Origin of the sequence: Micromonospora lupini (assembly GCF_026342015.1) — a bacterium.
Taxonomy (GTDB): Bacteria; Actinomycetota; Actinomycetes; order Mycobacteriales; family Micromonosporaceae; genus Micromonospora; species Micromonospora lupini_B.
The window spans coordinates 1,022,223-1,048,504 of record NZ_JAPENL010000003.1 but is presented as its reverse complement, the minus strand read 5'-3'; the positions used below and the strand labels follow the sequence as shown (position 1 = coordinate 1,048,504).

The 26,282-nt window shown below is 74.0% G+C and carries 18 protein-coding genes and 2 pseudogenes; 11 read left to right on the top strand and 9 right to left on the bottom strand.

Features of this window, described 5'->3' with window-relative positions:
* Nucleotides 1-29 precede the first annotated feature (29 nt).
* Nucleotides 30-1,718: a ribonuclease J gene (locus OOJ91_RS32805; protein ID WP_266251213.1), complete on the top strand. Its 1,689-nt coding sequence runs from the start codon at nucleotides 30-32 to the stop codon at nucleotides 1,716-1,718.
* Nucleotides 1,719-1,785: 67 nt separating this feature from the next.
* Here the strand turns inward: OOJ91_RS32805 and OOJ91_RS32800 are convergent, their stop codons facing one another.
* Both OOJ91_RS32800 and OOJ91_RS32795 read right to left on the bottom strand, forming a co-directional pair.
* Nucleotides 1,786-3,390, bottom strand: a complete 1,605-nt coding sequence (locus tag OOJ91_RS32800) for a YbjN domain-containing protein (protein WP_266251557.1) — start codon at nucleotides 3,388-3,390, stop codon at nucleotides 1,786-1,788.
* A gap of 89 nt (nucleotides 3,391-3,479) precedes the next feature.
* Nucleotides 3,480-3,950, bottom strand: coding sequence for a YbjN domain-containing protein (locus OOJ91_RS32795; protein ID WP_266251212.1), 471 nt, complete (start codon nucleotides 3,948-3,950; stop codon nucleotides 3,480-3,482).
* A gap of 113 nt (nucleotides 3,951-4,063) precedes the next feature.
* Here OOJ91_RS32795 and OOJ91_RS32790 point away from each other — a divergent pair, with 113 nt between their 5' ends.
* A complete protein-coding gene (locus tag OOJ91_RS32790) occupies nucleotides 4,064-6,526 on the top strand; it encodes a DNA translocase FtsK (RefSeq protein WP_266251210.1) in 2,463 nt (820 codons plus the stop codon).
* Nucleotides 6,527-6,600: 74 nt separating this feature from the next.
* Here OOJ91_RS32790 and OOJ91_RS32785 read toward each other — a convergent pair whose 3' ends face one another.
* The gene (locus tag OOJ91_RS32785) at nucleotides 6,601-6,846 is read right to left on the bottom strand and encodes a hypothetical protein (protein WP_266251209.1); all 246 of its coding nucleotides are present in this window, start codon (nucleotides 6,844-6,846) and stop codon (nucleotides 6,601-6,603) included.
* Between the two features lie 75 nt (nucleotides 6,847-6,921).
* Nucleotides 6,922-7,236: a DMT family transporter gene (locus tag OOJ91_RS32780; protein ID WP_266251208.1), complete on the bottom strand. Its 315-nt coding sequence runs from the start codon at nucleotides 7,234-7,236 to the stop codon at nucleotides 6,922-6,924.
* 92 nt (nucleotides 7,237-7,328) lie between these two features.
* Between OOJ91_RS32780 and OOJ91_RS32775 the strand changes: the two genes are divergently transcribed.
* The 7 genes from OOJ91_RS32775 to pspM all read left to right on the top strand — a co-directional run bounded on the left by OOJ91_RS32775 (nucleotide 7,329) and on the right by pspM (nucleotide 13,708).
* Nucleotides 7,329-8,252: an ornithine cyclodeaminase family protein gene (locus OOJ91_RS32775; protein ID WP_266251207.1), complete on the top strand. Its 924-nt coding sequence runs from the start codon at nucleotides 7,329-7,331 to the stop codon at nucleotides 8,250-8,252.
* Between the two features lie 80 nt (nucleotides 8,253-8,332).
* Nucleotides 8,333-9,841: a 30S ribosomal protein S12 methylthiotransferase RimO gene (rimO, locus tag OOJ91_RS32770; protein WP_266251206.1), complete on the top strand. Its 1,509-nt coding sequence runs from the start codon at nucleotides 8,333-8,335 to the stop codon at nucleotides 9,839-9,841.
* Nucleotides 9,842-9,918: 77 nt separating this feature from the next.
* The gene (pgsA, locus tag OOJ91_RS32765; RefSeq protein ID WP_266251205.1) at nucleotides 9,919-10,515 is read left to right on the top strand and encodes a CDP-diacylglycerol--glycerol-3-phosphate 3-phosphatidyltransferase; all 597 of its coding nucleotides are present in this window, start codon (nucleotides 9,919-9,921) and stop codon (nucleotides 10,513-10,515) included.
* Nucleotides 10,516-10,649: 134 nt separating this feature from the next.
* Nucleotides 10,650-11,210 carry a CinA family protein gene (locus tag OOJ91_RS32760; RefSeq protein ID WP_266251204.1) on the top strand — a complete coding sequence of 187 codons (561 nt, stop codon included), beginning with the start codon at nucleotides 10,650-10,652 and terminating at the stop codon, nucleotides 11,208-11,210.
* 152 nt (nucleotides 11,211-11,362) lie between these two features.
* On the top strand, nucleotides 11,363-11,824 hold the full coding sequence (locus OOJ91_RS32755; RefSeq protein ID WP_266251203.1) for a helix-turn-helix domain-containing protein: 462 nt from the start codon (nucleotides 11,363-11,365) through the stop codon (nucleotides 11,822-11,824).
* 202 nt (nucleotides 11,825-12,026) lie between these two features.
* Complete coding sequence (locus OOJ91_RS32750) at nucleotides 12,027-12,899, top strand: PspA/IM30 family protein (RefSeq protein ID WP_266251202.1); 873 nt, start codon at nucleotides 12,027-12,029, stop codon at nucleotides 12,897-12,899.
* A gap of 23 nt (nucleotides 12,900-12,922) precedes the next feature.
* A complete protein-coding gene (gene pspM, locus OOJ91_RS32745) occupies nucleotides 12,923-13,708 on the top strand; it encodes a phage shock envelope stress response protein PspM (protein WP_266251201.1) in 786 nt (261 codons plus the stop codon).
* 34 nt (nucleotides 13,709-13,742) lie between these two features.
* Here pspM and OOJ91_RS32740 read toward each other — a convergent pair whose 3' ends face one another.
* Complete coding sequence (locus tag OOJ91_RS32740) at nucleotides 13,743-17,417, bottom strand: hypothetical protein (protein ID WP_266251200.1); 3,675 nt, start codon at nucleotides 17,415-17,417, stop codon at nucleotides 13,743-13,745.
* A gap of 167 nt (nucleotides 17,418-17,584) precedes the next feature.
* A complete protein-coding gene (locus OOJ91_RS32735; RefSeq protein WP_266251199.1) occupies nucleotides 17,585-18,394 on the bottom strand; it encodes a DNA-formamidopyrimidine glycosylase family protein in 810 nt (269 codons plus the stop codon).
* A 109-nt stretch (nucleotides 18,395-18,503) separates the two neighbouring features.
* On the opposite strand from OOJ91_RS32735, the gene OOJ91_RS32730 reads away from it, so the two are divergent.
* Complete coding sequence (locus tag OOJ91_RS32730; protein WP_266251198.1) at nucleotides 18,504-19,772, top strand: hypothetical protein; 1,269 nt, start codon at nucleotides 18,504-18,506, stop codon at nucleotides 19,770-19,772.
* Between the two features lie 24 nt (nucleotides 19,773-19,796).
* Here OOJ91_RS32730 and OOJ91_RS32725 read toward each other — a convergent pair whose 3' ends face one another.
* Both OOJ91_RS32725 and OOJ91_RS32720 read right to left on the bottom strand, forming a co-directional pair.
* Nucleotides 19,797-20,039 (bottom strand): CPCC family cysteine-rich protein, encoded by a 243-nt coding sequence (locus tag OOJ91_RS32725; RefSeq protein WP_039905669.1) that lies wholly within the window; start codon nucleotides 20,037-20,039, stop codon nucleotides 19,797-19,799.
* A 73-nt stretch (nucleotides 20,040-20,112) separates the two neighbouring features.
* Nucleotides 20,113-20,364, bottom strand: a pseudogene (locus tag OOJ91_RS32720) (SAM-dependent chlorinase/fluorinase); the annotation flags it as partial.
* A 125-nt stretch (nucleotides 20,365-20,489) separates the two neighbouring features.
* Between OOJ91_RS32720 and OOJ91_RS32715 the strand changes: the two are divergent.
* The gene (locus tag OOJ91_RS32715) at nucleotides 20,490-21,101 is read left to right on the top strand and encodes a hypothetical protein (RefSeq protein WP_266251195.1); all 612 of its coding nucleotides are present in this window, start codon (nucleotides 20,490-20,492) and stop codon (nucleotides 21,099-21,101) included.
* Between the two features lie 283 nt (nucleotides 21,102-21,384).
* On the opposite strand, the pseudogene OOJ91_RS32710 reads toward OOJ91_RS32715, so the two are convergent.
* Nucleotides 21,385-26,141 (bottom strand): annotated as a pseudogene (locus OOJ91_RS32710) (Lhr family helicase).
* Nucleotides 26,142-26,282: the final 141 nt, after the last annotated feature.

Below are 26,282 nucleotides of genomic sequence, written 5' to 3'. Positions count from 1 at the left end.
GTGACGGCGTCGCAGAATGAGGTGGACGCGTGACCGAGGCGCACATCGAGGCGGAGCTACCCCCGCCGCTGCCGGAAGGTGGCCTGCGGATCATCCCGCTCGGCGGGCTCGGCGCCATCGGTCGGAACATGACCGTCTTCGAGTACGACGGCAAGTTGCTGATCGTCGACTGCGGGGTCCTGTTCCCCGACGTCGAGCAGCCGGGTGTGGACCTGATCCTGCCCGACTTCGGTCCGATCCTGGACCGGCTTGCCGACGTCCAGGCGATCGTGCTGACCCACGGTCACGAGGACCACATCGGCGCGGTGCCGTACCTGCTCGCCCACAAGCCCGACATCCCGCTGGTCGGCTCACAGTTCACCCTCGCCCTGGTCGAGGCGAAGCTGGCCGAGCGGCGGATCCAGCCGTACACGCTCACCGTGCGCGAGGGCGGCCGGGAGCGCCTCGGCCCGTTCGAGTGTGAGTTCTTCGCTGTCAACCACTCCATCCCGGACGCGCTCGCGGTGGCCATCCGCACCCCGGCCGGCCTGGTGCTGCACACCGGCGACTTCAAGATGGACCAGCTCCCGCTGGACGGCCGGATCACCGACCTGGCCGGTTTCGCCCGGCTCGGCGCCGAGGGCGTCGACCTGCTGCTGTCCGACTCCACAAACGCGGAGATCCCCGGCTTCGTCACCCCGGAGCGGGAGATCGGGCCGGTGCTCGACTCGATCTTCGCGAAGGCCAAGGGCCGCATCATCGTGGCCTCGTTCGCCTCGCACGTGCACCGGGTGCAGCAGGTGTTCGACTCCGCCGCCGAGCACGGCCGCAAGGTCGCGCTGATCGGCCGGTCCATGGTGCGCAACATGGGCATCGCGCGGGATCTCGGCCTGCTCAACATCCCGGCCGGCCTGGTCGTCGGCATCGAGGAGGCGACCACGCTGCCGCCGGAGCAGATCGTGCTGATGTCCACGGGTTCGCAGGGTGAGCCGATGAGCGCGCTGGGCCGGATGGCAAGCGGCGACCACCGGCACATCACCATCGCACCCGGCGACACGGTCGTGCTGGCGTCCTCGCTGGTGCCGGGCAACGAGACCTCGGTGTACCGGGTCATCAACCGGCTCGCCCGGGCCGGCGCGGTGGTCGTGCACAAGGACGTCGCGAAGGTGCACGTCTCCGGGCACGCGCCGGCCGGTGAACTGCTGTACCTGCTCAACGTGGTCCGGCCCAGCAACCTGATGCCCGTACACGGGGAGTGGCGGCACCTGCGCGCCCACGCCCGCCTCGGCATCGAGTCCGGGGTGGCCGCCGACCGGGTGGTGATCTGCGAGGACGGCGACGTGGTCGACCTCGTCGAGGGCCGCGCCAGTCTCGTGGGGCACGTGAAGAGCCGGTACGTCTACGTCGACGGCCTCGCCGTCGGCGACGTCAGCGAGTCGCTGCTCACCGAACGGCGAATCCTCGGCGACGGCGGTTTCATCGCCACCACAGTTGTCGTCGACTCGGTCACCGGAAAGGTCGTCGCCGGCCCGACGCTGTCCGCGAAGGGCTTCTCCGAGGATCCGGAGGCGTTCAACCCGGTGATCCCCCTGGTCACCGAGGCGCTCAACCGGGCAGCCGCGGACGGGATCACCGACCCGCACCAGCTTCAGCAGATCGTCCGGCGGACAGTGGGGCGGTGGGTCAACGACGCGTACCGGCGGCGGCCCATGATCGTGCCCACAGTCGTCGAGGTCTGAGCACGTCGCGCTGACGCCGGTCCACCCGCTCGGGTGGACCGGCGTCGCCGTATCGGCCGCCTGGCGGTCAGGGCAGGTCGGCAACCGCTTCGGCGTACGCGACGCCGGTGGCGATCGCGGCGTCCACAAGCACCAGCAGTTGTGCCGGCGCCACTCCGTGGGTCAGGTCGGTCGCCACGTCCCCGGCGAGCACGATCTCCGTGTCGAGGTCGTGCGCGTACGCCTTGGGCAGCAGCCGGTCGTGGTTCCAGGCGTTGCAGAAGGCGTACGCCTCGGCGCGGCGCGCGGGCGGCAGCCGGCGCGCGGCCATGGCCCTGGTGTGCAGCACCTCGCCGCGTTCGCCGGCCCGGCGGAACTGGATCACCGCGGCACCCCACCGGCCGACCACGGTGCCGTCGTCGTCGACCAGGTACCTGTCGCCGCGCCGGTCCAGAGTCGAGGTGATCATGTCGATGGTGAGCGCCATCACCTCCTGCTCGGACGCTGTGTCCGCGCCGGCCTCAGCGTCGGCAGCGCCCGTCTCGGGGCCGGAGCGGTCCCCGCCGGCCTCGTCCGCGCCGGCCTCGTCGCCGGGGTCGTCGTCGGCGGGCAGTGGCACCGCCGCCGCGGACGGGCGCTCGGCCAGCCAGGCCGCCATCCGACCGGACTGGTGACCGGTGCCGTTGCGGGCGTCGAAGCTGCCCGCCAGGTCGGTGGCGAGGCCGAGCAGCAGCGCGCCGAGGGCGGCAGCGTCCAGCTCGGTGGCCGGGCGCTCGGCGTACGCCGGGCGGTGCACCGTCCGGTCGCCCAGCCCCGCCTCGTCGGCCAGCGCGCAGACCAGCGCCCCGGCGGCGGCGAACTCCATCGCGGCGAGGTCGTCGGTGGGCCGGTCCAGTCGGGGCAGCTGCTCGGTCAGGATGGCCAGCCCACGTTCCAGGTGCCCGCCGAGCGCGCAGAACCGCAGGTGCGTGGCCAGGTACGGGAAGGCGGAACGCTCGCGACGGTGCCGCCGGTACGCCCGCACGTGCGCCGTCGCGGCCTGCTCGGGCTCGCCGACCCGCAACAGCGGCAGCAGCGCGGCGACCAGCGCCCGCTCGGGCTGGTCGGTGCACTCCTGAGCCTCGGGGCCGGACGCCTCCAGCTCGGTGCGGGCGGCCTGCCACTCGCCCCAGCCGGCGAGCAGCTCCGCGCGCCGGGCCGGTGCGCAGCCCGGGCACCCACCGGCAGGCCCGGGACGAGTGCCCGCCCACGCCTGGTAGAAGTGCCGGGCGGTGGGCTCGTCGCCGAGGTGGTCGGCGACCCGGCAGCGCAGCTCGGCGACCGTCGGCGCGTCGGGTCCGTCGGCCCCCACCCGGTGGGCCAGGTCGTCAAGCAGGAGTCGGGTCTGGTCCAGCCCGACACGGGGAGTCCCGAGCAACGCCTCCACCGCGTACCGCTGGTAGCGCAGCAGCAGCTCGGCCTCGGCGTCGGTCAGCAGCGTGGGCCACCTGTCGGCGGCGGCCCGGCAGCGTCGCAGCGGCTCGATCAGTCGCCACCGCTCGCCGTGCAGCAGGTACGCCTCGATCAGGGCGAACCGGGCGTCCACCGCGGACCGGACGTCCCCGGCGGCGTCGGCCCGCTCGGCGACCCGTTCCAGGGCGACCAGCCGACCCGGCGCGTCGGGCAGGTCCCGCGCGTCGGCCAGCGCGGCCACCAGCGCCGCGCTGCTCTGGCCTGCGGCCCCACCATCGGAGGTGCCGTCCGCCCGGTCGGTGCGGCTGCCCGTCGCCTCCTCCCGCCCGGTCACGCCGACACCGCTCCGGGCAGCCGGCCGACGGCGACGCCGAGCTGGCAGCCGGCAGTGATGCCACAGTCGAGCAGTTGGTCGAGCTGGTGTGGTGTGACCCCGCGCTCCAGGTCGGTGATCACCTCACCGTAGATCCGGGCCTCGCCGCCGTCGTCGACGTGCACGAACGCCTTCGGCCAGAGCCGGTCGTGGTTCCATGCGTTGCAGAAGGCGTACAGGGCGGGCACCTGCTCGATCCCGAAGGCGGGCGCGACCATCGTGCGGACCTGGAGCACCTCGCCGGCGCCCCCGAGACGCAGGAACCAGATGAGGTTGTCGTCGAAGCGACCCAGGAGGTCACCGTTCACGGCGCGGCCGACCGACAGGCCACGCGCGGCGAGCACCGCGGTGACCAGCTCGCCGGTCAGCGGGCGCAACCTGTCGGGGTGCCCGGCCAGCGGATCGTCCTCGAGTCTCGGCGACGCCATCGGGCATCCCTTCTGAGGCGGATATCACGACCGGCGGCGGGGTCCGTGTTGCGACGCGCGGACACGACCCGGAAAAGCGGGGATCTGCCCGGTCCCACCGTTACCGTGACTCTATGGCGGGCCGTACCTCTCAGGCGAGCCGGCGACGCGGCGCGTCGCCGCGCGGTGGCACCAACAGCCGTGCCCGTCAACAGGCGAAGAAGACTCGGGCACCGGTACGCCGACGCACCACACCCGCCCGTCCGGGCCCGGCCGTCTACGTTGGCCGCGCGGTCGGCGCAGTGTGGATGGGGCTTGCTCACGGGATGGGTTGGGCGGTGCGGGCCGCCGGCCGGCAGGCCGCCTCCGCCCGTGACCTCGACCCCGAGCACCGTCGCGACGGTGGCGGGTTGTTGCTGTTCGGGTTGGCCCTGCTCAGCGCCGTCGCGCTCTGGTTCTCCGGAGCGGGCCCGGTGGGCGCGCGTCTGGCCGACACGATCCGGCTGTTCCTGGGCGCGATCTCCGTGGTGGTGCCGGTGCTGCTGATGATCGGGGCGTGGCGGCTGATGCGTCAGCCGGCCGATCCGGAGCACCGGGGTCGCGGGTTGATCGGGTGGGGCTCGCTGCTGGTGTCGACAGCCGCGCTGCTCCAGATCGGTCAGGACCCGACGGACACCGTGCAGCGCGACTACGCCGGTGGCCTGGTCGGCGCCGGCGTGGGCGGGTTGTTGGAGCGGGCGGTCACCGCGTGGGTGGCGGTGCCGTTGCTGATCCTGCTGCTGCTCTTCGGCCTGCTCGTGGTGACCGCGACGCCGATCAACAAGATCCCCGAGCGACTGGGCCTGCTCGCCGGAAGTCTGGTGGCGACACCGGACGCCGTCGTCGGTGAAGAGACCGACGAGACCGTCCTCAACCGACCGGCCCGCAAGCGGCCGGCGAAGCGGATGCCCCAACCCCTGGACCCGGACGACTTCGACGACCTGGAGGGCGCCGACCTCCAGGAGACGATGGTTCTGCCGCGCAAGGCCCCGGCCAAGGTGCCGGCCGGCCGCAAGCCGGCCGAGCCTCCGGAGCACTCGCCCGCGCCCACCCGTGCCGAGCAGCTCGCGTTGACAGGCCTGGCCGGCGACTACACGCTGCCGCCGGCGAACATGCTCAGCGCCGGCGCCGCCGCGAAGACCCGCAGCAAGGCCAACGACGAGGTGATCGCCGCGCTGACAGGCGTCTTCGACCAGTTCGACGTGGACGCCGCGGTCACCGGCTTCACCCGTGGCCCGACCGTCACCCGCTACGAGGTGGAGCTGGGCCACGGGGTCAAGGTCGAGCGGATCACCCAGCTCTCCCGCAACATCGCGTACGCGGTGAAGTCGCCGGACGTACGGATCCTCAGCCCGATCCCGGGCAAGAGCGCGGTCGGCGTGGAGATCCCGAACACCGACCCGGAGAACGTGGCGCTCGGTGACGTGCTGCGCTCGCGGGCGGCGACAAGCGACCACCACCCGATGGTGGTGGCGCTCGGCAAGGACATCGAGGGCGGCTACGTGGTGGCCAACCTCGCCAAGATGCCGCACATCCTCATCGCAGGGGCCACCGGCGCCGGGAAATCGAGCTGCCTCAACACTCTGCTGGTGTCCGTCCTCACCCGAGCCACGCCGGACGAGGTGCGGCTGCTGTTGATCGACCCGAAGCGGGTCGAGATGACCGGCTACGAGGGCATCCCGCACCTGGTCACCCCGATCGTGACGAACGCCAAGAAGGCTGCCGACTCGCTGGACTGGGTCGTGCGCGAGATGGACATGCGGTACGACGACCTCGCCGCCAACGGGGTCCGGCACATCGACGACTTCAACCGCAAGGTCCGCAACGGCGAGATCAAGGCCCCGCCGGGCAGCGAACGGGAGATGCGCCCGTACCCGTACCTGCTGGTGATCGTGGACGAGTTGGCGGACCTCATGATGGTCGCGCCACGCGACGTGGAGGATTCGGTCGTCCGGATCACCCAGCTCGCCCGGGCCGCCGGCATCCACCTGGTGCTGGCCACCCAGCGCCCGTCGGTCGACGTGGTGACCGGCCTGATCAAGGCGAACGTGCCGTCCCGCCTGGCGTTCGCCACCTCGTCCCTCGCGGACTCGCGGGTCATCCTGGACCAGCCCGGCGCGGAGAAGCTGTTGGGCCGCGGTGACGGGCTCTTCCTGCCGATGGGCGCCTCGAAGCCGGTCCGGATCCAGGGCGCGTGGGTGACCGAGCGCGAGATCGCCGACGTGGTGAAGTTCTGCAAGGACCAGCGGGAGCCTGAGTTCCGCAAGGACGTGCTGGCCCCCGCGCAGGAGAACAAGAAGAAGATCGACGAGGACATCGGCGACGACCTCGACCTGCTCGTGCAGGCGGTGGAGCTGGTGGTCACCTCACAGTTCGGCTCCACCTCGATGCTCCAGCGCAAGCTGCGGGTCGGTTTCGCGAAGGCGGGTCGTCTCATGGACCTCATGGAGACCCGTGGGGTGGTCGGGCCGTCGGAGGGGTCGAAGGCCCGCGACGTGCTCGTCAAGCCGGACGAGCTGGACGACGTCCTGGGCGGCCTGCGCGGCGACGTGGACTGACCGGGAGATAAGAACCGGACCGGGAGTACGCGACGGGCCCGCCGGAAGCCGGCGGGCCCGTGAAGGAAGTGCGCTCAGTTGTTGATCAGCGCGCCGATGATCACCAGGCTGATGATCGCGGCGACGACGCTGGCCACGGCGGCGTACCAGCCCAGCGGCTTGTCACCGAGCACGGCGCCGACGACGCCGGCGATCACGCCGAGCACACCGAAGATGATCGGGTTGAGCAGCAGGGCGAGCACCGCGAACACGAAACCCACGATGGTGAGGATCCGGGCGGCGTTGGTGCGCTGGCGGGCGGTGCCGGGAACGTCGGCCATGTCTTCCTCCGGTGTGAGAGCCTGTGGTGGCGGACCGATCACTACCCACTGTGGGCGCTCGTCACGCGTCCCTCGTCAGTGGAAGATCTTCAGCCCGACCACGCCGGCGACCACCAGCAGCAGGCAGAGGATCCGGGGCAGGCTCGCCGACTCGCCGAGCGCCACCATCCCGACCAGCGCCGTCCCCACCGCGCCGATGCCGACCCAGACCGCGTAACCGGTGCCGACCGGGATGTCACGCAGCGCGTACGCCAGCCCGGCCATGCTCAGCACCAGGGTCAGGACGAACACCGCCGACGGGAGTAGCCGGCTGAAGCCGGCGCTGCGGTCCAGGGCGATCGCCCAGGCGGTCTCCAAGAATCCTGAGATCACCAACACCAGCCAGGCCATCGGCCGACGCTAGCACCGGCCCGGCGGGCGGGGCGGTGACTCCCACCACCACACGTTGACCTGTACCTCGCTTCAACTTGCAGGATGGCGGTATGGCCCTGCTCTATGCCGATCCCGAGGTCGCTGCCGTCCTGGACGCCACCACCACCGTCGACGCCATGCGGGTCGCCCTGGTGGCCGCGTACGAGGGGCGGCTGGTCGCCCCACCCCGGGCCACCGCCCGGCTCGGCGGGGGACGGATGGTGCTCACCGCCGGGCACCTGGTCGGCGAGTGGTACGGCTACCGCTCGTACGACACGTTCGGCCACCCGCAGGGCGAGCAGCTTGTGGTGCTGCACGACGAGCGCACCGGCGCGGTCCGGGCGGTCGCCGTCGGCGAGGAGCTGGGCTCCCGGCGTACCGGTGGGCTGGGTGGCGTCGCTGTCGACGCGCTGGCCCGGCCGGACGCGGCGACCCTCGGCGTGATCGGCTCCGGGCGGCAGGCGTGGACCCAGGTGTGGGCCGCGGCGGCGGTCCGCCCGCTGCGCGAGGTGGCCGTGCACAGCCGTTCGGCGGCGCGACGGGACGCCTTCGCCGCCCGCGTGCGCGCCGAGCTGGGCGTGCCGGCCCGCGCCGTCGCCGACCCGGGCGCGGCGGTCACCGGACACGACATCGTGGTGCTCGCCACCACCAGCCCGACCCCGGTGCTGCGCGCCGCCGACGTGAGCCCCGGCACACACGTCAACGCGGTCGGTTTCAAGCAGCACGACCGCAGCGAGTTCGGCACCGACCTGCTGGACGTCGCCGACCTGCTGGTCACCGACTCGCCGGCCCAGGCGGCCGACTACCAGCCGCCGATGCTCGCGGCCCTGCCCCCGTACGCCGGGCGGTTGCGTGACCTGGGCGGCATCCTGGCCGGCGCGGTCCCCGGCCGGACCACGGCGGACCAACGCTCCGTCTTCTGCTCCACGGGCCTGGCCGGCACCGAGGTCTTCCTGCTCGACGCGCTGACCCGGGTGGGCGCGGCGGCGGGCTGACCGGAGCGCCGCGCGGGGCCACCCCGGCCGTCAGCACGGCCCGCGTGCGTGGGCTACCCGGGCCGGCCCGGTACCCTCGGATGGTGTCTGCCACCTCTCCTTCTCCTTCCGACGACGCCGAGGGCCGCCGCGTCGCCCTGCTCACCCTGGGCTGCGCCCGCAACGAGGTCGACTCGGAGGAGCTGGCCGCCCGGCTGCACGCCGACGGCTGGCAGGTGACCACCGACGGCGAGGGCGCCGACGTGGTGGTCGTCAACACCTGCGGTTTCGTGGAGAAGGCCAAGCAGGACTCCATCCAGACCCTGCTCGCCGCCGCCGGCACCGGCGCCAAGGTGGTCGCCGCCGGCTGCATGGCCGAGCGGTACGGCCGGGAGCTGGCCGACAGCCTGCCCGAGGCGCAGGCGGTGCTGAGTTTCGACGACTACCCGGACATCGCCGCCCGGCTGAACGCCGTCGTCGCCGGGGAGCAGATCACCGCGCACACTCCCCGGGACCGCCGCGAGCTGCTGCCGCTGACCCCTGTGCAGCGCCAGAGCGCCGCCGTGTCCCTGCCCGGGCACGGGACCGTGACGCGCACCCCCGTCGACACCGACGAGCACACCCCGGCGCACCTGCGCCAGGTGCTGCGCCGTCGGCTGGACACCGGCCCGGTCGCCTCACTGAAGCTCGCCAGCGGCTGCGACAGGCGCTGCGCGTTCTGTGCCATTCCCGCGTTCCGTGGGGCCTTCGTCTCGCGTACGCCCGACGAACTGCTCGCCGAGGCGGAGTGGCTGGCCAAGACCGGCGTACGGGAGCTGGTGCTGGTCAGCGAGAACTCCACCTCGTACGGCAAGGACCTCGGCGACCCGCGCGCGTTGGAGAAGCTGCTGCCGCAGCTCGCCGCGGTGTCCGGCATCGTGCGGGTGCGGGTGAGTTACCTCCAGCCGGCCGAGACCCGGCCCGGTCTGGTCGAGGCGATCGCCGGCACGCCGGGGGTGGCCCCGTACTTCGACCTGTCGTTCCAGCACTCGAGTGAACCGGTGCTGCGCCGGATGCGGCGTTTCGGCTCGACCGACCGTTTCCTGGAGCTGCTGGCCAGTGCCCGCGCGCTGGCCCCGGAGGCGGGCGCGCGGAGCAACTTCATCGTGGGCTTCCCCGGTGAGACCCGCGCCGACATCGACGAGCTGACCCGGTTCCTGACCGAGGCGCGGCTGGACGCGATAGGCATGTTCGACTACAGCGACGAGGACGGCACCGAGGCGGCCGGCCTGCCCGGCAAGGTCTCCGCCGCGACCATCAAGCGGCGCTACGACAGGCTCAGCGCGCTCGCCGACGAGCTGTGCTCGCAGCGGGCCGAGGACCGGCTCGGCTCGACTGTCGAGGTGCTCGTCGACGCGATCGTCGACGGCGTGGTGGAGGGCCGGGCGGCGCACCAGGCGCCGGAGGTGGACGGTTCCACCACCCTCGTCGCACCTGCCGAGGGCGGGGTCGACCTGGCCGCGTTGCGCCCGGGTGACCTGGTGCGGGCCACGGTGACCGGCACCGAAGGGGTGGATCTGCTCGCGGTGCCGGATGAGATGATCTCGGCCTCGCCCGGCGCGGCACGGTGACGGCGGGCCCGGACGAAGCGGGGGAGCCAGGTGGTGCGGTGCCGGAGACGCCATGGCGACCCGAGCGGAGCGAGACGGTGACCGGGGCGACGGAGTCGACGCCGGCCCGGGTGGTCGCGCGGGTGCCCGTGCTCAACGCGGCAAACGCGCTTACCGCCCTGCGGCTGGCGCTGGTGCCGGTGTTCGCCGCGTCCGTGATCGTGTCGGGAATGACCCACGCGGGCTGGCGGATGGCGGCCTGCCTGATCTTCGCGGTGGCCTCGGCGACCGACCTGGTGGACGGCTGGATCGCCCGCCGGTTCGGGCTGGTCACCTCGGTCGGCAAGGTCGCCGACCCGATCGCCGACAAGGCGCTCACCGGCGCGGCCCTGGTGCTGCTGTCCTGGTACGACCGGCTGCCCTGGTGGGTGACGGCGCTGATCCTCGCCCGCGAGCTGGGCATCACCGGGCTGCGGTTCTGGGTGATCCGGCACGGGGTGATCGCGGCCAGCCGCGGCGGCAAGATCAAGACTGCTCTCCAGATCCTGGCCATCGCCTGGTACCTCTGGCCGATGCCTGCCGCGCTCGTCGCCGTCGGCCCCTGGATCATGGGCGCCGCCGTCCTCGTCACGGTGGCGACGGGCTTCGACTACGTCACCCAGGCCCTACGCCTGCGCCGCCCCCACCGGGACTGACACCACCCACCCCCACCCACCCGCGTCGATCATGAAGTTGTTGCCGTCCGGGCCGGTGTGTCGGGGCGATAACTTCATGATCGGACGGGTTCGGCCGGGAGGGTTGGGGGTCGGCGGGTGGGGAGGACGGGCTCATGAAGCGGGGCGAGCGGGACGTGGGGGACGGGAACGTGGCGGGCAGCGCGGCGGCGGGCGTGGTGCACAGCCTGGCGCAGCGGCACGAGACCCTTGCCACTGTCGAGTCGCTCACCGGCGGCCTGCTCTCGGCGTCGATCGTGGAGATCGCCGGGGTCAGTGCGATCTACCGGGGCGGGCTTGTCGTCTACGCCACCGAGTTGAAGGCCACGCTCGCCGGCGTACCGGCCGATCTGCTGGCCGAGCGCGGCCCGGTGGACCCGGACGTGGCGTTGGCGCTCGCCGAGGGCGGTCGGCAGCGCTGCGGCGCGGACTGGGGGCTCGCCACCACCGGGGTCGCCGGCCCGGAGCCGCAGGACGGCAAGCCCGTCGGCCTCGTCTACGTCGCGGTCGCCGGCCCGACCGGCGCCGAGGTTCGTCAGCTCGACCTGGACGGCGGGCGGGACCACGTGCGCTCGGCCGCCGTCGTCGAGGCGTTGCGGCTGCTCGCCGACCGGATACACAGCGCCGACGAGGCCGCCCGCGACGGCGTGGGAACGGGCGGCGCGGGGCGCCGATGAGCCGCCCCGGGCGAACCGACGGGCGGGGCGGGATGTCGCCGGGCCCCACAACGGGTACGGTTGCGGGAAGGCTCCGACGCTCGGAGCCGGCGCGGTCCGCCGCGGCCGGCTGCCCGAGGCCGGGCGAGAGGTATCCCTCAGGGGGAGGTGCGATGGTCCTGCTACGCCGGGTGATCGGTGACGCACTGCGGGCGCGCCGGCAGGGACAGCAGCGCACACTGCGTGAGGTGTCCACCGCCGCCAACGTCAGCCTCGGCTACCTCTCCGAGATCGAGCGGGGGCACAAGGAGCCGTCCAGCGAGCTGCTCGCCGCGATCTGCGACGCGCTCGGCGCCCGCCTGTCCGAGTTGTTGCGCGAGGTGAGCGACACCGTGGCGCTCGCCGAGCAGATGCCCGCCGGGGTGCTCGTCGGCATGCAGGACGAGCCGGCCGAGGCCGCGCCCGTCGGCGCGTCGGCAGCCGTGCGCAAGGGCGCCAACCGGGGCGTTCGCCAGGTCACGTCCGATGGCAAGGTCGCCGTGTCGGTCCGGCACGACTCGCCGCTGCGGGCAACGCTGCGCAGCACCCGGGTCCGCCCCACCGAGCGCGACCGGGACGTGGTCTGCGCCGCCTGAGCCCGTCGCGCGGTTGACCATGGGCGAGGTGGCCCCCGCCGCGTAGGGTTGCCCGCAGGAGCCGACGGTGCCCGTCGAGCGCCCGGTACGGATGCCTCGCTGGCGTTCGGCTGGGACGATGGAGACCGGCCGGTGCGCGGTCGGTCGGGGCGACCCCGGCCCGATCGCGGTGGAGCGACGCTACTGAGGGGATACCGCGGAGATGGCGAACCCGTTCGTCAAGGGCTGGAACTACCTGATGGCACTCTTCGGTGCCAAGATCGACGAGCACGCCGATCCCAAGGTGCAGATCCAGCAGGCCATCGAGGATGCCCAGCGGCAGCACCAGGCGCTGGTCCAGCAGGCTGCGGCGGTCATCGGCAACCAGCGTCAGCTGGAGATGAAGCTGTCCCGGCAGATGACCGAGGTCGAGCGGTTGCAGGGCAACGCCCGGCAGGCCCTGGTGCTGTCCGACCAGGCCCGCGCCAAGGGCGACGAGGCCGAGGCGGGGCGGTTCGAGCAGTCCGCCCAGGCCCTGGCCACCCAGCTCGTCTCTGCCGAGCAGGCCACCGAGGACCTGAAGACCCTGCACGACCAGGCGCTCGGCGCCGCCGCGCAGGCCCGCCGCGCCGTCGAGAACAACTCGATGATCCTCCAGCAGAAGCTCGCCGAGCGGACCAAGCTGCTCAGCCAGCTGGAGCAGGCCAAGATGCAGGAGACGGTGGCCCGCTCGCTGGAGTCGATGTCGTCGCTGACCGCGCCCACCAACACCCCGTCCCTGGACGAGGTGCGTGATCGCATCGAGCGGCGGTACGCCAACGCGATGGGCCGCGCCGAGCTGGCCGGCAACTCCGTCGAGGGCCGGATGCTGGAGATCCAGAAGGCGACAATCGACTCGGCGGGCTCGGCCCGGCTGGAGCAGATCCGGTCCAGCATGGCGGGGGAGCAGCTCGGCGGCACGGCCCAGCGTCCGGCGGTGCCGCAGGGTGAGAAGGCGGGACCGGCAAACGACCCGACCGCCGCAGCCCGGCTGGACGAGCTGCGCGCCAGCATGGCCCGCGAACGGGGCACCGGCGACCCGACCGCCGCCGGCTGAACGACCGGTCCGAGGAGGTCACGGTGGCAGACGAGCGGACGCGGTACTTCCGTCGGCTGGGTCGGCTGCGCCGGTCCGCGCGGCGGTGGAGCGTACTGGCCGGTGGGCTCGGCGGCGCCGCGGCGGTGCTGACCCCGTACGCCGGCCTCGGTCTGCCGGACGCGGCCTGGGCCGGCGCCGCGGGCAGCGCCGTGGCGATGGCCGCCTGGCGGTGGATCGACCTGCGGGCGCTGGCCGCCCGCCCGGCGCCCCCGGCGTTGGATCCGGCCGAGGCTGCCGCGCGGTCCCGGGCCCGGCTGGTGGCCGCCGTCGAGCGACTGCCGGTCGGCTCGGGCGTGCTGGCCGAGGTACGCCGGGTCCGCAGCCGGGTCGCGCTGCGCGGCACCACCGCCGGGCAGCAGTGGGCCCGACTGGACCGTGCGTCGCTCACCCTGGCCGGGATGGCGCCGCGACTCAGCGGGCTGGCCGAGCCGGCCGTGCGGGAGGCCGCTGCCGCCGACCGGTCGTTGCGCGACCTCGCCGAGCGGGTGGCAAGCGTGGAACGGGCCCTGCGGCTCGCGCCGACCGACGCCCGGACGCCCCTGGCCGAGGCGCACCGCACGCTGACCACCCAGCTGGAGAGCGGCGTGGCGGCCTACGAGCGGCTGGTGGTCGCCGCCGCCGGCTACCTCGCCGAGGACTCCCGACCGGAGCCCACCCACCCGGCCGCCGACCGTCTGACCGAGGCGACCGACCTGCTGCACGGGGTGGCCTCGGCCCTCGCCGAGCTGCGGGCCGGCAGCGACGGCCTGCGCGCGCCCACCCGCTGACGACCCGCGCGCCCCCACGCTGAGGACCCACCCGTCACGGTGGGGTCGTGACCGGGATCGGGCCCGTGTACGGCGAGCTGCCGACGACGTTGAACGACCGGATCCGGTAGTGGTAGGTCACGCCCCGGGCCAGCCCCGTGTTGGTGAAGCCGCGACCGGTCACCGTGAAGGTCGCCACCTCCTGGCCGAACGCCGGGTCCAGCGCCCGCTGCACGATGAACCCGGACCCCGGGCCGGCGGGCGTGTGCGCCGTCCAGCCCAGCACCACAGTTGCGGTGTCCGGCCCCGGCGCGCTCGCGGCGGCGGTCACCTCGCTCGGGGTGCCCGGCGCGGGAGGGGTGCTCGCCGCGGCCACCGTCGACCAGGCCGAGGCGGCGCCCAGGTAGGTCGTGCGGACCCGGTAGTAGTACGTGGTGTCCGCGGCGGCAGTGGTGTCCAGGTGGTTGTCGCCGACCCCGATCGCCGTGGTGCCCGGGCCGCTCGTGAACGTCGGGTTGGTGGCGCGCTGTACGTCGATGCCTGTGGCGAAGGAGCGGTTCGTCCAGCGCAGGGCCACCCGCAGCGGCGCGGCGGGCGGGATCGCCGCGATCAGCGCACCAGGCGCGGCGAGGTGCACCGAGGCGGGCACGCTGTTCGACCAGGACGAGTAGCTGACGTCGTTCTCCGCCCGGATCCGGTAGTGGTAGGTCACGCCCGGGGTGACCGTCGCGTCGGTGTAGCGGGTGGCGGTGGCCGCGACGGTGATCGTGGTGACGTCGCCGCCGAACGCCGCGTCGGTGGCCCGTTGCAGCAGGTGGCTGGTCGCGGCCGGGCGTCCGCCGTTGCCGGTCCAGGCCAGGGCGATCGCCGGCAACGCGGTGGCCGACCCGGGCACCGGCGTGGCGGTCAGCCCGGTGGGCGCCCGCGGCGTCACCCGCAGCACAAGCGGGCGGCTCATGCCCAGGTCACGGTGGCCGGCGAGCTGGCTGTGCCAGCGGTACTCCCAACCGAGGTTGACCATCTGGTTGACCACCACGGCGGGTCGCCCGTCGGTCGGGCTGAGCGGCGTCGATCCGACCCGCGCACCGGGTGGACGGCCGGGGTCGAGCAACCGGACGCTGTCGCCCAACTTGAACGGCAGGGCCGGCGCGACGGGGCGGAGCGCCACCACCACGTCCTCCCGCGGGTTGACCCGGACGATCTGTTTCCAGCCCAGCTCCGTCCCGTGCGGGGGGCGCTGCGTGCCGTCCCAGCCGACCCGGTTGACGAGCTGCACGTCGCAGCCACCGAAGTGCAGCGGCTCGGTCTGCCGGACGTTGCCGCTGATCCGCCAGAGCTGGGTGCCGTCGGCCGGCGCGCCGACAGGTACGGCCGGGTCGGCGGCGTACAGCACCTCGGTCACCGGGTCGGTCGGGCCGAGCGGCAGGGTCGCCGGGGCGAGCGGCCCGGCGTGCGGGTGGGCGACACCGAGCCGCCCGGCCAGCCGGCCGTGACCGGGTTCGAAGACCTGCTGCGTGGCCTTGACCTCGATCGGCAGGGTCACCGGGCCGGCGCCGCCCAGCGGCGTGAACGTCACCGTGTCGGCGTGCGCCGACACGGTCGTCTCGGCCGCCGTCCGGCTGCCGAACGCCGGGTCGTACGCCGGCTGCGGCACGATCGGCGGGCGCTGGCTGGCCGCGTACGCCCCGGGCAGTCGCTCCCGCAGCCGGGCCAGGTCGTACGCCGGTTCGGGCACACCGCTCACCCGGAGCTGGAGCAGGGTCCGGGTGTTCGGGCCGTACCCGGGCTCGGTGGGCGGCGGGCCGCCCTCGGCCGTCCGGTCCGGCGCGTCGGTGTGCTGGTCGTAGCGCGGATCGAAGCCGGGCAGCGGGGCCGGGGCGTCGTTGTAGAGGATCAGCGTGCTGCCCGGGGCCACCGTGGAGAAGTCGACGAGCACGTCGGCGCGCTCACCCGGAGCGAGCAGCAGCGTGTGCCCGTCCACGTTCAGCACTGTCGGGTCGAGCCTGTCGTAGCGGTACCCGATGGGCCGGTTCGCCAGCACCACCGGGGCGGGCAGCAACCCTGCCTCGTTGCCGATCTGGACGAACTCCGGGCCGGCGGCCCGTGGGTCCGGCACACCGCCGTCGCGCCCGTCGCTCGGCCAGCCGGCCGGCCGGTCCGGCGCCCGTACGGCGGGCACCATCGGCACCTCGCCGGCGTCCGCGTCGGCCAGAGCGCCGCCGTCGGTCCACATCGGGGCGTCCGAGCAGGCCCGGTAGAGCTGGAGGTTGAGGCTGCGGTCCAGGCAGGCGTTGAGGATGCGGAACCGGTACGTGCGCGGGCGCACCTCCAGGTACGGGTAGGCGACACCGTTGACGAGCGGGGTGTCGCCGTACGCCGCGGGCACCGCGGACGGGTGCGGCACCCCGGGGCGCAGCGGCGGCTCGGCGGGCGCGCCGACGGGGTCGTGGTGCGGGTTCGGCACCGGCCCCGGTCCGGTAGGCGGTGGCCCGCCGGCGATCCGGTCCGCAAGCGGCCACCCGTCGACAGTGGGCCCGCCGTCGGCGCGGCTGCCGTCCGGGGCGGGACTGCGCGACCAGGGGCCGTAGTCCCACCTGCCGGTCGGGTTGCGTCCCCCGGAGCGGTACGGGTTCTGCCGGGGCTGGTAGACGTGGGGGTGCCACAGGCTGCCCCGGGCGCCCCACCGCTCCCGGTCCCAGGTCGGGTCCTCGGCGGCGAGTTGGGTGTCGTCAGGCACGAACGTCTTGTCCTCGATCACCAGGGGTAGCTGCTCGGCCGGCAGGACCCCGTCGGCGACGAGCTGATTCTCGACCGGGTCGGTGAGCAGGTAGGGCGCGAGCTGCCCGCCGTAGACGGTGAGCCGGGCCAGGCCGAGGGTGTTGTCGTGGAACCACAGCAGTCGGCCGCTCTGCTCGTTGGGGAAGTAGAGCGTGGTGGCGCCCGCTCCGGGCGGCGGCATGTCCGGCACGGGCGTCAGGCCCGCCCCGGTCGGGTACGGGGTGATCTCCCCGGCCGGGGTGATCCACTGCCCGGGAGTGCCCGCGCTGGTCCAGCCGGTCTGCGCCCCGGCCAGGTGCAGCACCGCCCGGTTCTGCGGGTACGGCGCCGGGCCGTCCAGCGGGCCGATGCCGGCCCCCTCGACCGTCTCGTCGACAGGCAGGAACAGCTCGCCGGCACGGCCGGTGGGAAGCTGGTTGATGAACTTCACCCGGACCGGCCGGCCCCGCCTAGCGTGGATCATCGGGCCGAGGTGCCAGGGCCGCTCCGGGGGCGCCACCGTGTTGTGGCCGGACGCGTCGGTGCCCAGGTTGAGCTGCCGGTAGCCGCGCAGCCGGGTGGCCGGCAGGTCCCGGTGCAGGCGTTGCGCGTACTCCTGGAGCCCGAGTTCGTAGTAGTCGCAGCCCGGGTAGCTGATCGTGTCGGGCACGGCCACCGGCAACCGCCCGACGAGGTCCGTGCCGCTCGCCCGGCCCGGGGTCGGCAGCGCGTCGACGAACTTCCGCAGCCCGGTGCCCGGCATCGGCCGACCGTCGGGGGCGCGCGTCGGGCGGGGACTGTACGCGACGTTCGGCACCGGCCCGAAACAGCGCGGCACCGCGGTCGGGTCCAGGCTCGTCGTGGGGGCGGCCTCCTCGGCGGTACGCGCGGCCGGGACGGACACCGTCCGGCCGAGGCTGTCGGGGGTGGGCCGGTAGAAGAAGGTGGAGCGGAGTCTGCGGAAGATCGCCATGACTCTCCCCGAGGTTGGGGCAGGAGGATCGCCACCCCGGCGTGGCGGCCCCCCGGCACTCTGCTGACGGGCGGTGAGCACTCAACCGCAGCATGCGACGTCGGAGGCCGGTTAGGAATTACCCAATCGTCCGTTTCTGGGCAGACCTCGATCGACGAGGGCCCTGGTCAGCCGGACGAAGGCGTGCCCGGAAGCTCCGGCTGGCAGACCGGGCACCAGTAGGTGACCCGCTCGCCCAGCTCCTCCTTGCGGATGGCGGTGCCGCAGCGGCGGCACGGCTGGGCGCGGCGGCCGTACACGTAGCTTGTCTGACCCCGGTGCAGCGAACCTGTGGTGCTCTGCGTCCAGCGGCCCCGGTTGGCGGCCAGCAGCCGCTGCGCGAGCGCCACAGTGCCGGGCAGGTCGGGCACCGCGCCGACGGGCGTCCACGGCGACACGCCCCGCAGGAACAGCACCTCGCACTTGTAGAGGTTGCCCACCCCGGCAAGGTTGCGCTGGTCGAGCAGGGCCTCGGCGATGCTCTGCTCCGGGTGCGCGGCGAGCCGGTGGACCGCCTCGGCCGGATCCCAGTCCGGGCCGAGCAGGTCCGGCCCGAGGTGGCCCACCAGGCCGTCCTCCTCGGCGGTCGGCACCAGAGCCAGCTCGTGCAGGTGGTAGCCGACCGCCACCGCGCCGGGGGTGCGCAGCACCACCCGGATCAGGTGCGCCGGGCGGCCGCTCCACCGTTCCCCAGGCGCGTACGCCCGCCAGGCGCCGTCCATCCGCAGGTGGGAGTGCAGCGTCCACCGCGCCTCGTCCGGGGAAGTGAGGCGGAGCAGCAGGTGCTTGCCCCGGCTGGCCGACTCGCTGACGGTCCACCCGGTCAGGTCGGTGGTGGCGAGCTGCGGCACCCGGAAGTCGGACCCGGTGAGCCGCGCGCCGGCCAGCGCGCGGTGCAGCACGCGGGCCGTGTTCCAGACGGTGTCGCCTTCGGGCATCCTGCCATTCTCCCTCTTTCGAGCATGATTCGCATGTGTCGCTATTTGTACTCAGGTTCCTGGTGATCTACAGACATGGAAGGGTCAGGGGGGTTCTGAGGAGAATGCCATGACGCGACCTCATTGTCGTATCCGATCCGCTACCCTCACCGCCACCCTCGCCCTCACCCTCGCCGCGGCCGCCGTGTCCGCGATCGGCGCATCCCCGACCGCACCCTCCGCGACCGGACCCTCGCTCACCCTGACCGCCGTCGCAGCCGCCGGCGAACGGTGGAGCGCCGACCTGTCGACAGTGAACCGCGACGACGTCAACGTCAGGCGTACCCCCGCCGGGCTGCGGCTGCGCGAGGCCCGCGCGGGCGGCCGCAGCCCCCGCAGCCCGCACAGCGCGGTCGCCGAGGGCATGCTTCTCACCGCGCCGCGCACCCTCACCCGACCGGCCACCCGGGTCCGCGCCGAGATCACCGCCGACGTCCCCGCCGGCGCCACAGTGGAGGCGCAGGTCCGCGGATGGCGGATCAGCGGCTGGACCGAATGGCGGGCCGCGACCGCCGGCGTGGTCTTCGACCGGCCGGTCAGCCACGTGCAGACCCGGGTGGTGCTGACCGCGCGGGCCGGCGGCGCCACCGCGACGGTACGCGCCGTCCAGCTCACCGCCGACGCGACGGCAGCCGTCTCCGCCGCCACGCCCGGCCTCACCTACCGGGTGTACGCCACCCGCATCGGCCTGGTCGGCGAGCTGACCGCCAACGGCCACACCATCCAGGCGCGCGACCACTTCGCGGCGCTACCGTCGCGCCGGGGCCTCTCCCCGCTCAACAGCGGCGACTACACCGTGCGGGTCTGCACCACCACGGGCGCCCGCTGCGAGTACGCCCCGGTCTGGGACGTCGGGCCGTGGAACACCCGCGACGACTACTGGAACCCGTCCGCCGTGCGGGAGAACTGGAAGAACCTGCCGCAGGGCCGGCCCGAGGCGCAGGCCGCGTACCAGTCCGGCTACAACGGCGGGCGGGACCAGTTCGGGCGTACGGTGCTCAACCCGGCCGGCATCGACCTCGCCGACGGCACCTTCATCGACGGCCTGCGACTCACCACCAACGCCTGGGTGGACGTCGCCTACCTGTGGACCGGCGGCGGGCCGCGCGGCGTCGTCGGCGACGGGCCGCTGAACATCCGCAGCGGACCCGGCACGTCGTACGCGGTCCGTGGCCTCGCCGCGCGGTTCGCGAACGTGCCGATCCAGTGCTACGTCACAGGTCAGTCGGTCGTCGGCCCGTACCGCACCACCACCAGGTGGAACCGCCTGGCCACCGGGCAGTACGTCAGCCACGCGTACATCTCGGCGGTCTACGGCGGCGCCGTGCCTGTCTGCTGAGTCGATACCGCCCGGCGGGTGTCGTCAGGGACGCTCGTCGGGGCGGGCGGGGCGCACCATGTCCTGGTAACGCGGGTGGCTCGCCCCGTACACGGCGTAGTTGAGCCGGGCGTGCGACAGGCTCAGGTCACCGTTGGCGCCACCGCGCACCGCGTCGGCGTCGGCGTCGCTCTGACCGTCGTCGGTCCAGAAGCAGACCGGGCAGGTCCCGCCGCCGGTCCGAGAGGCACAACAGGGACAGCCCACGGGAACTACGTGTTCACCCACCGGGGCAGCATTCCATAGTCGAATGTCACCCGGCCACCCGCAGGAGGTCGCCCGGGCGCACGCCCGGGGTGGCCAGCGCGACGCCCCGCCGGGCGGTGCCCACCCCGGGGTCGACAACCGCCACGTGGACGCCCACCGGCAGGTACGGCACCGTCTGCGCCAGCACGGCGGCACCGCGCCGGACGTCCGCCGGCGGCACCAGATGGGTCACGTCGATGACCCGGGCGGCTGGCGCGATCCGGGCGATCACCCCGTGGCAGGCGGCCACGAAGCCGTCGGTGAGGCCGTAGTCGGTGGTCAACGAGACCCAGTGCGTGACAGCCATGCCGGCAGGTTAACCGTCGACGTGCCCCGGTCGCCGCACGGCCGATCGCCGGGTGGCGGATATGGGACAACGCGGTGACCGACCGGCCACTGCCGGCGGCCGGCGTCGCCCGGCAGACTGCCCTGGTGACACATCGGAGCCTGCCCGCCGTCGGGGTCCTGCTGGTCGCCGTCGCCCTCACCGCTGCCTGCGGCAGTGACGACAAGCCAAGCGCGGCGCAGTCCGTCTCGCCGGTCACCGCTCCCGCGGCGAGCGGCCTCGCGAGCGCGCCGACACCGTCGGTGGCCCCGTCAAACCCCGCCGGTGTCACCCAGCCCCCGAGCAGTCCCGCACCGCCAGCCCCGCCGTCGGCCGTGCCGCCCGCGGCCCCGCAGGGGCCGATCGAGCGCCGGCTGGCCAGCCCACCGCCTGTGGTGCTGCCCCCGCGTCCGCCCGGCGCTCCGGGCGCTCGGCAGGTGGTCGACGCGTTCCGGGCCGCCGGTCTGCGCGTGACACACCCGAAGGACCGCTCGGTGGACTGTGGACCGGACGGCCTGGGTCTGGGCTGTTCCGAGATCGTCGCCACCGACGGCGTCACCGTCTACGTCTTTCCGGACGAGACCAGCGCCGGCGACATCGCCGAGACGTGGGGTGGCCAGTCGTACCGGCGCGGCGCGGTGGTGCTCAACTACCTCGAGGCGAAGACCCCGGCGGCCGACCGCCCGCGCTACGAGAAGACCCTCAACAGCCTCCACTGACCGCCGCAGCCGATCGCTGGCCGCTGGCCGCTGGCCGCGTGGCGTCGGTGGTCCGAGGCATGTGTGTCTCGTGACCGGTATACCTGTGAGTCATATCTATGACTCACAGGTATGCCGGTCAACGGAAACAGACCGGCCGACGGCGGTGGCTGCGTGGCGGTGTGGCCTGAGGTGGGTCGTCCAGGTGACGGCGACCAGGCGGGAGGCTCGCTCGACAGGCGGCGGTCGTGGTGGTCGTGCGGTGGCCGGCCGCCGTCCGCCGACTCGACGCCGCGCGGGTGGGTCAGCCGCGCAGGCGCAGGCCGCGCGGGGTGGCCCGGAAGCCGGCGGCGGTCAGCGCGTCACCGAGCGGCGACGAGTGCACCGCCTCGCCGTCGGCCCGCTCCACAGACATCGCGCCCAACGCTCCGGAGTGGACGGCGTCGGCGAGCGCCTTGCCGGCCGCCGCGAGGGTTTCGGCGTCGTCGGTGAAGGAGAGCAGGGTCCGGCCGCCGCGTTCGACGTACAGCACCAGGTCACCGCCGACCTGCACCACGAGGGCGCCCGCCTTGCGGCCGGCCCGGTGCCCCGTCGCGGGGGTGGCTCCGTCACCGGAGTCGACGACGCGTTCCGGCCAGGGCAGCGCCGCACCGTACGGGTTGGCCGGGTCGGTGGCGGCCAGCACCGTGGCGGGGGCGCCCCGGCCACGACCACCGTCGGCCGGGTCGGCAAGCGCGCGGAGCCTGTCCACCGCGCCGGGCACCGCGAACTGCGCCGCGCCGAGGCCCTCGACGAAGTAGCCCCGGCGGGCCGCGCCGCGCTCCTCAAGCGCCGACAGCACCGGGTAGACCGCCGAGAATCCACCGACCACCTGCTCGGCCATCACCGCGCCGCGGGTGACCACCCCGTGCCGCTCCAGCAGCACGTCGGCGAGGGCGGCGGCCCGTCGGGTCGGGTCGAGGTCGCGGTCCGGGAGCCGGGACCAGCGGCCGGCGACTGTCGGTGGGCCGCCCCGGGTGGGCAGCGCCACCCGACCGGGCCGCCGGTAACGCGTGCGTGGGGCAGAGGGCCGCGACCGGTGCGCGCCACCGGCGCCGAGCACCGCCCGCAGCGGGGCGAGGGTGTCGTTGGTGAGGTGACCGGCCCAGACCAGGTCCCAGATCACCCCGGTCAGGGCGGCGTCGTCGGTGGCGCCGACCCGGTCGGCCAGCGCCCGGAAGAACAGTGCCTGCCCGTCGCCGAGCGCGTCGAGCACCGCGTCGTGCAGCGGGGTGCGGGTCAGCGCCTCGTCGGGCGGCGGGAGTAGCAGCGGCGCGGCGTCCGCGTACGCCAGGGTGACCCAGCCGTCGCCCCCGGAGATCGCCCCCGAACCGGCCCAGAGCACCTCACCGCTGGCGCACAGCTCGTCGAGCTGGGCGGGGGAGTAGTCGGCGACCCGGCCGGGCAGCACCAGCCGTTCCAGCGCGGACGCCGGCACCGCGGCCCCCTGCAACTGCTCCACGGTCGCGGCGAGCGCCTCCACACCTCGGCCGGACGAGCCGACCTGCTGCCAGCGGGGCAGGAACGTGGCAAGCGCCCGGGGCGGCACCGGTTCGATCTCCCGGCGCAGCGCGGCGAGCGAACGGCGGCGCAGCATCCGCAGCACCTCGGCGTCGCACCACTGGGCGCCTGCCGTGTCGGGCGTGAACTCCCCGGAGACGACGCGGCCGGTGGCGGCGAGGCGGCGCAGCGCCTGCTCGACGACGAACACTCCGAGTCCGAAGCGGGCCGCGCCGCTCGCGGCGGCGAACGGCCCGTGGGTGCGGGCGTAGCGGGCCACCAGGTCGCCCAGCGGATCGGCCACCGGGGCGAGGTACGCCTCGGCCACCCCGACCGGCAGCGCCACGCCGAGGGCGTCACGCAGCCGGGCGGCGTCCTCGATGCCCACCCAGCGCTGCTCGCCGGCGATCCGGACCCGCAGCACCCGGCGGGTGGCCTCCAACTCGGTCAGCCAGCCCTCCGGCACACCCCGCTCGGTCAACTCGGCGTCGCTCAGGTCGCCGAGCACCCGCAGCAGCTCGACCACGTCCTCCGCGTCACGCGGGCGGCGCTGGTCGGTCAGCCACCGCAGTTGCCTGTCGGTCTCGGCGAGCACCGCCGGATCCAGCAGTTCGCGCAGGTCGACCCGGCCGAGCAGCTCGCCGAGGAGGGTGGAGTCCAGCGCGAGGGCGGCGGCCCGGCGCTCGGCGAGCGGGGCGTCGCCCTCGTAGAGGAACGCGCCGACGTAGCCGAAGAGCAGCGAACGGGCGAACGGGGACGGCGCGCTGGTCTCCACCTCGACCAGCCGGATCTGCGGGCCGCCAGGTCGCGCATCAGCCCGGCCAGCGCCGGCTGGTCGAAGACGTCCTGGAGGCACTCCCGGGCGGCCTCCAGGGTGACCGGGAAGTCGGCGTACTCGCGGGCCACGTCGAGCAGTTGCGCGGCGCGTTGCCGCTGCTGCCAGAGCGGCTGGCGGCGGCGCGGGTCGCGGCGGGGCAGCAGCAGCGAGCGGGCGGCGCACTCCCGGAAACGGGCGGCGAACAGCGCGCTCGTGCCGACCGACTCCTCCACGAGCTGGGCGATCTCGTCCGGCTCGAAGACCACCACGTCGGCGCCGGGCGGCTCGTCGGCGGTATCGGGCAGGCGCACCACGATGCCGTCGTCGGACGGCATCACCTGGGCGTCCACCCCGTACCGCTCGGCCAGCCGGCGGCCCACGGCGAGGGCCCACGGCCCGTTGACCCGCGCGCCGAGGACGCTGTGCACGGCGAGTCGCCAGTCGCCCAGCTCGTCGCGGAACCGCTCGACCACTATCGTGCGGTCGTCGGGCAGCGAACGGGTGGCCTCCCGCTGGTCGCGCAGGTACGCCATCAGGTTGGCGGCGGCCCAGTCGTCCAGCCCGCCGTCGCGCAGCGCGGTCAGCGCCGCCTCGTCGCTCAACCGCAGCAGGGTACGCACCCGCGCGCCGATGGCCCGGCCCAGCTCGACCGGGCGGCCCAGCTGGTCACCCTTCCAGAACGGCATCCGGGCGGCCTGGCCGGGCGCGGGGGAGACCAGCACCCGGTCCGGGGTGATCTCCTCGATGCGCCAGGACGAGGAGCCGAGCAGGAAGACGTCGCCGACCCGCGACTCGTAGACCATCTCCTCGTCCAGCTCACCGACCCGGGCGGCCCGCTCGGCACCGGCCAGGAAGACCCCGAACAGGCCCCGGTCGGGGATGGTGCCGCCGCTGGTCACGGCCAGCCGCTGCGCGCCGGGGCGGCCGGTGAGCAGGTCACTGGCCCGGTCCCAGACCAGCCGGGGACGCAGCTCGGCGAACGCGGTGGACGGGTAGCGGCCGGAGAGCATGTCCAGCACGGCGTGCAGCGCCGAGTCGGGCAGCTCGGCGAAGGGCGCGGCCCGACGGACCAGCACGGCCAGGTCGCCGAGCGCCCACGGCTCCAGCGCCACCATCGCGACGATCTGCTGGGCCAGCACGTCCAGTGGGTTACGCGGGTAGTGCAGCTCCTCGATCGCGCCGTCGGTCATCCGCTCGGCGACCACCGCGCAGGAGAGCAGGTCGCCGCGGTGCTTGGGGAAGACCACCCCCCGGGAGACGGCGCCCACCTGGTGCCCGGCCCGGCCGACTCGTTGCAGCCCGGCGGCCACGCTCGGCGGCGCCTCGATCTGCACCACCAGGTCGACAGCGCCCATGTCGATGCCCAGCTCCAGGCTGGAGGTGGCCACCACCGCCGGGAGCTGGCCGGACTTGAGCGCTTCCTCGATGTGCTTGCGCTCCTCCCGGGAGACGCTGCCGTGATGGGCGCGGGCGATCACGGGTGCCGCACCAGCGGCCGCACCGGACTGGGCCATCACCTCGGCCGGCGGCCGGTTGCGCAGCGGACCGGCGGGGCCACCCCACCGCTGTGCGCCGGACACCGGGCCGCCGTCGGCCGCCGGGTCGTCGTCCGTCGACAACCCCTCGGGTACGCCGACCGCACCCTCCGCCAACGCGGATGCCCCTGCTGCGGAGACCGCCGCCTCGGAGGCTCTTGCTTCGGCGGCCCCTGCTTCGGCGGCCCCTGCTTCGGCTGACAGCGCCTCGGCTGTCACCGCCTCGGCGGCCAGCTCGTTGAGGCGGGCGCAGAGGCGCTCGGCGCTGCGGCGGGAGTTGGTGAAGACGATGGTCGAGCGGTGCTGCCCGATGAGGGTGAAGACCCGCTCCTCGACGGCTGGCCAGATCGACGCCCGGCGTGGCCCGGGACCGCCGAGGGAATCCTCCGGGGGCTGCTCCTGCTCGTCCAGCCGGGTCATGTCCTCCACGGGGACCTGCACGCTGACCTCGATGGTCTTCGCCGTGGCCGGTTGCACGACGTCGACCGGCCGGGCGCCGCCGAGGAACCGGGCGCAGGCGTCGATCGGCCGGACGGTGGCGGAGAGGCCGATCCGCTGTGCCGGCGCGGGCAGCAGCTCGTCGAGGCGTTCCAGCGAGAGGGCGAGGTGGGCGCCGCGCTTGCTGCCGGCCACCGCGTGCACCTCGTCCACGATCACCGTCTGGACGCCGCGCAGCGAGTCCCGAGCGGCGGAGGTGAGCAGCAGGAACAGCGACTCGGGCGTGGTGATGAGGATGTCCGGTGGGGTGCGGGCGAAGGCGCGTCGTTCGTCGGCAGGGGTGTCGCCGGTGCGCATGCCGACGGTGATGTCCGGCGGGGTGACGCCGAGCCGGGTCGCCGCCTGCCGGATGCCGGCCAGCGGGGCGCGCAGGTTGCGCTCCACATCGACGGCGAGAGCCTTGAGCGGGCTGACGTAGAGCACCCGGCACCGCTGCCGCGCCTCGGCCGGCGCCGGCTCCCGGGCCAGCCGGTCCAGCGACCAGAGGAAGGCCGCGAGCGTTTTGCCGGAGCCGGTGGGCGCCACGACGAGGGCGTTGCGCCCGGCGGCGACGGACCGCCAGGCGCCGGTCTGGGCGGCGGTGGGCGCGGCGAAGGCGGCGTCGAACCAGGCGCGGGTGGCCGGGCCGAACCCGTCGAGCACCCCGCCCCTGTCCGCATCTCCCTCGGTCACCGATCCATCCTGCCCCGCCGGTACGACAACCACGAGCGACCCACGGCGGAACGTGCCGGGCTGGCCGGAAAAAGCGATGGATGCGTCATTAATACGTTAAGTCTCACTTAACTGCTTGCTTGTACGGAGCAACATAAAGTA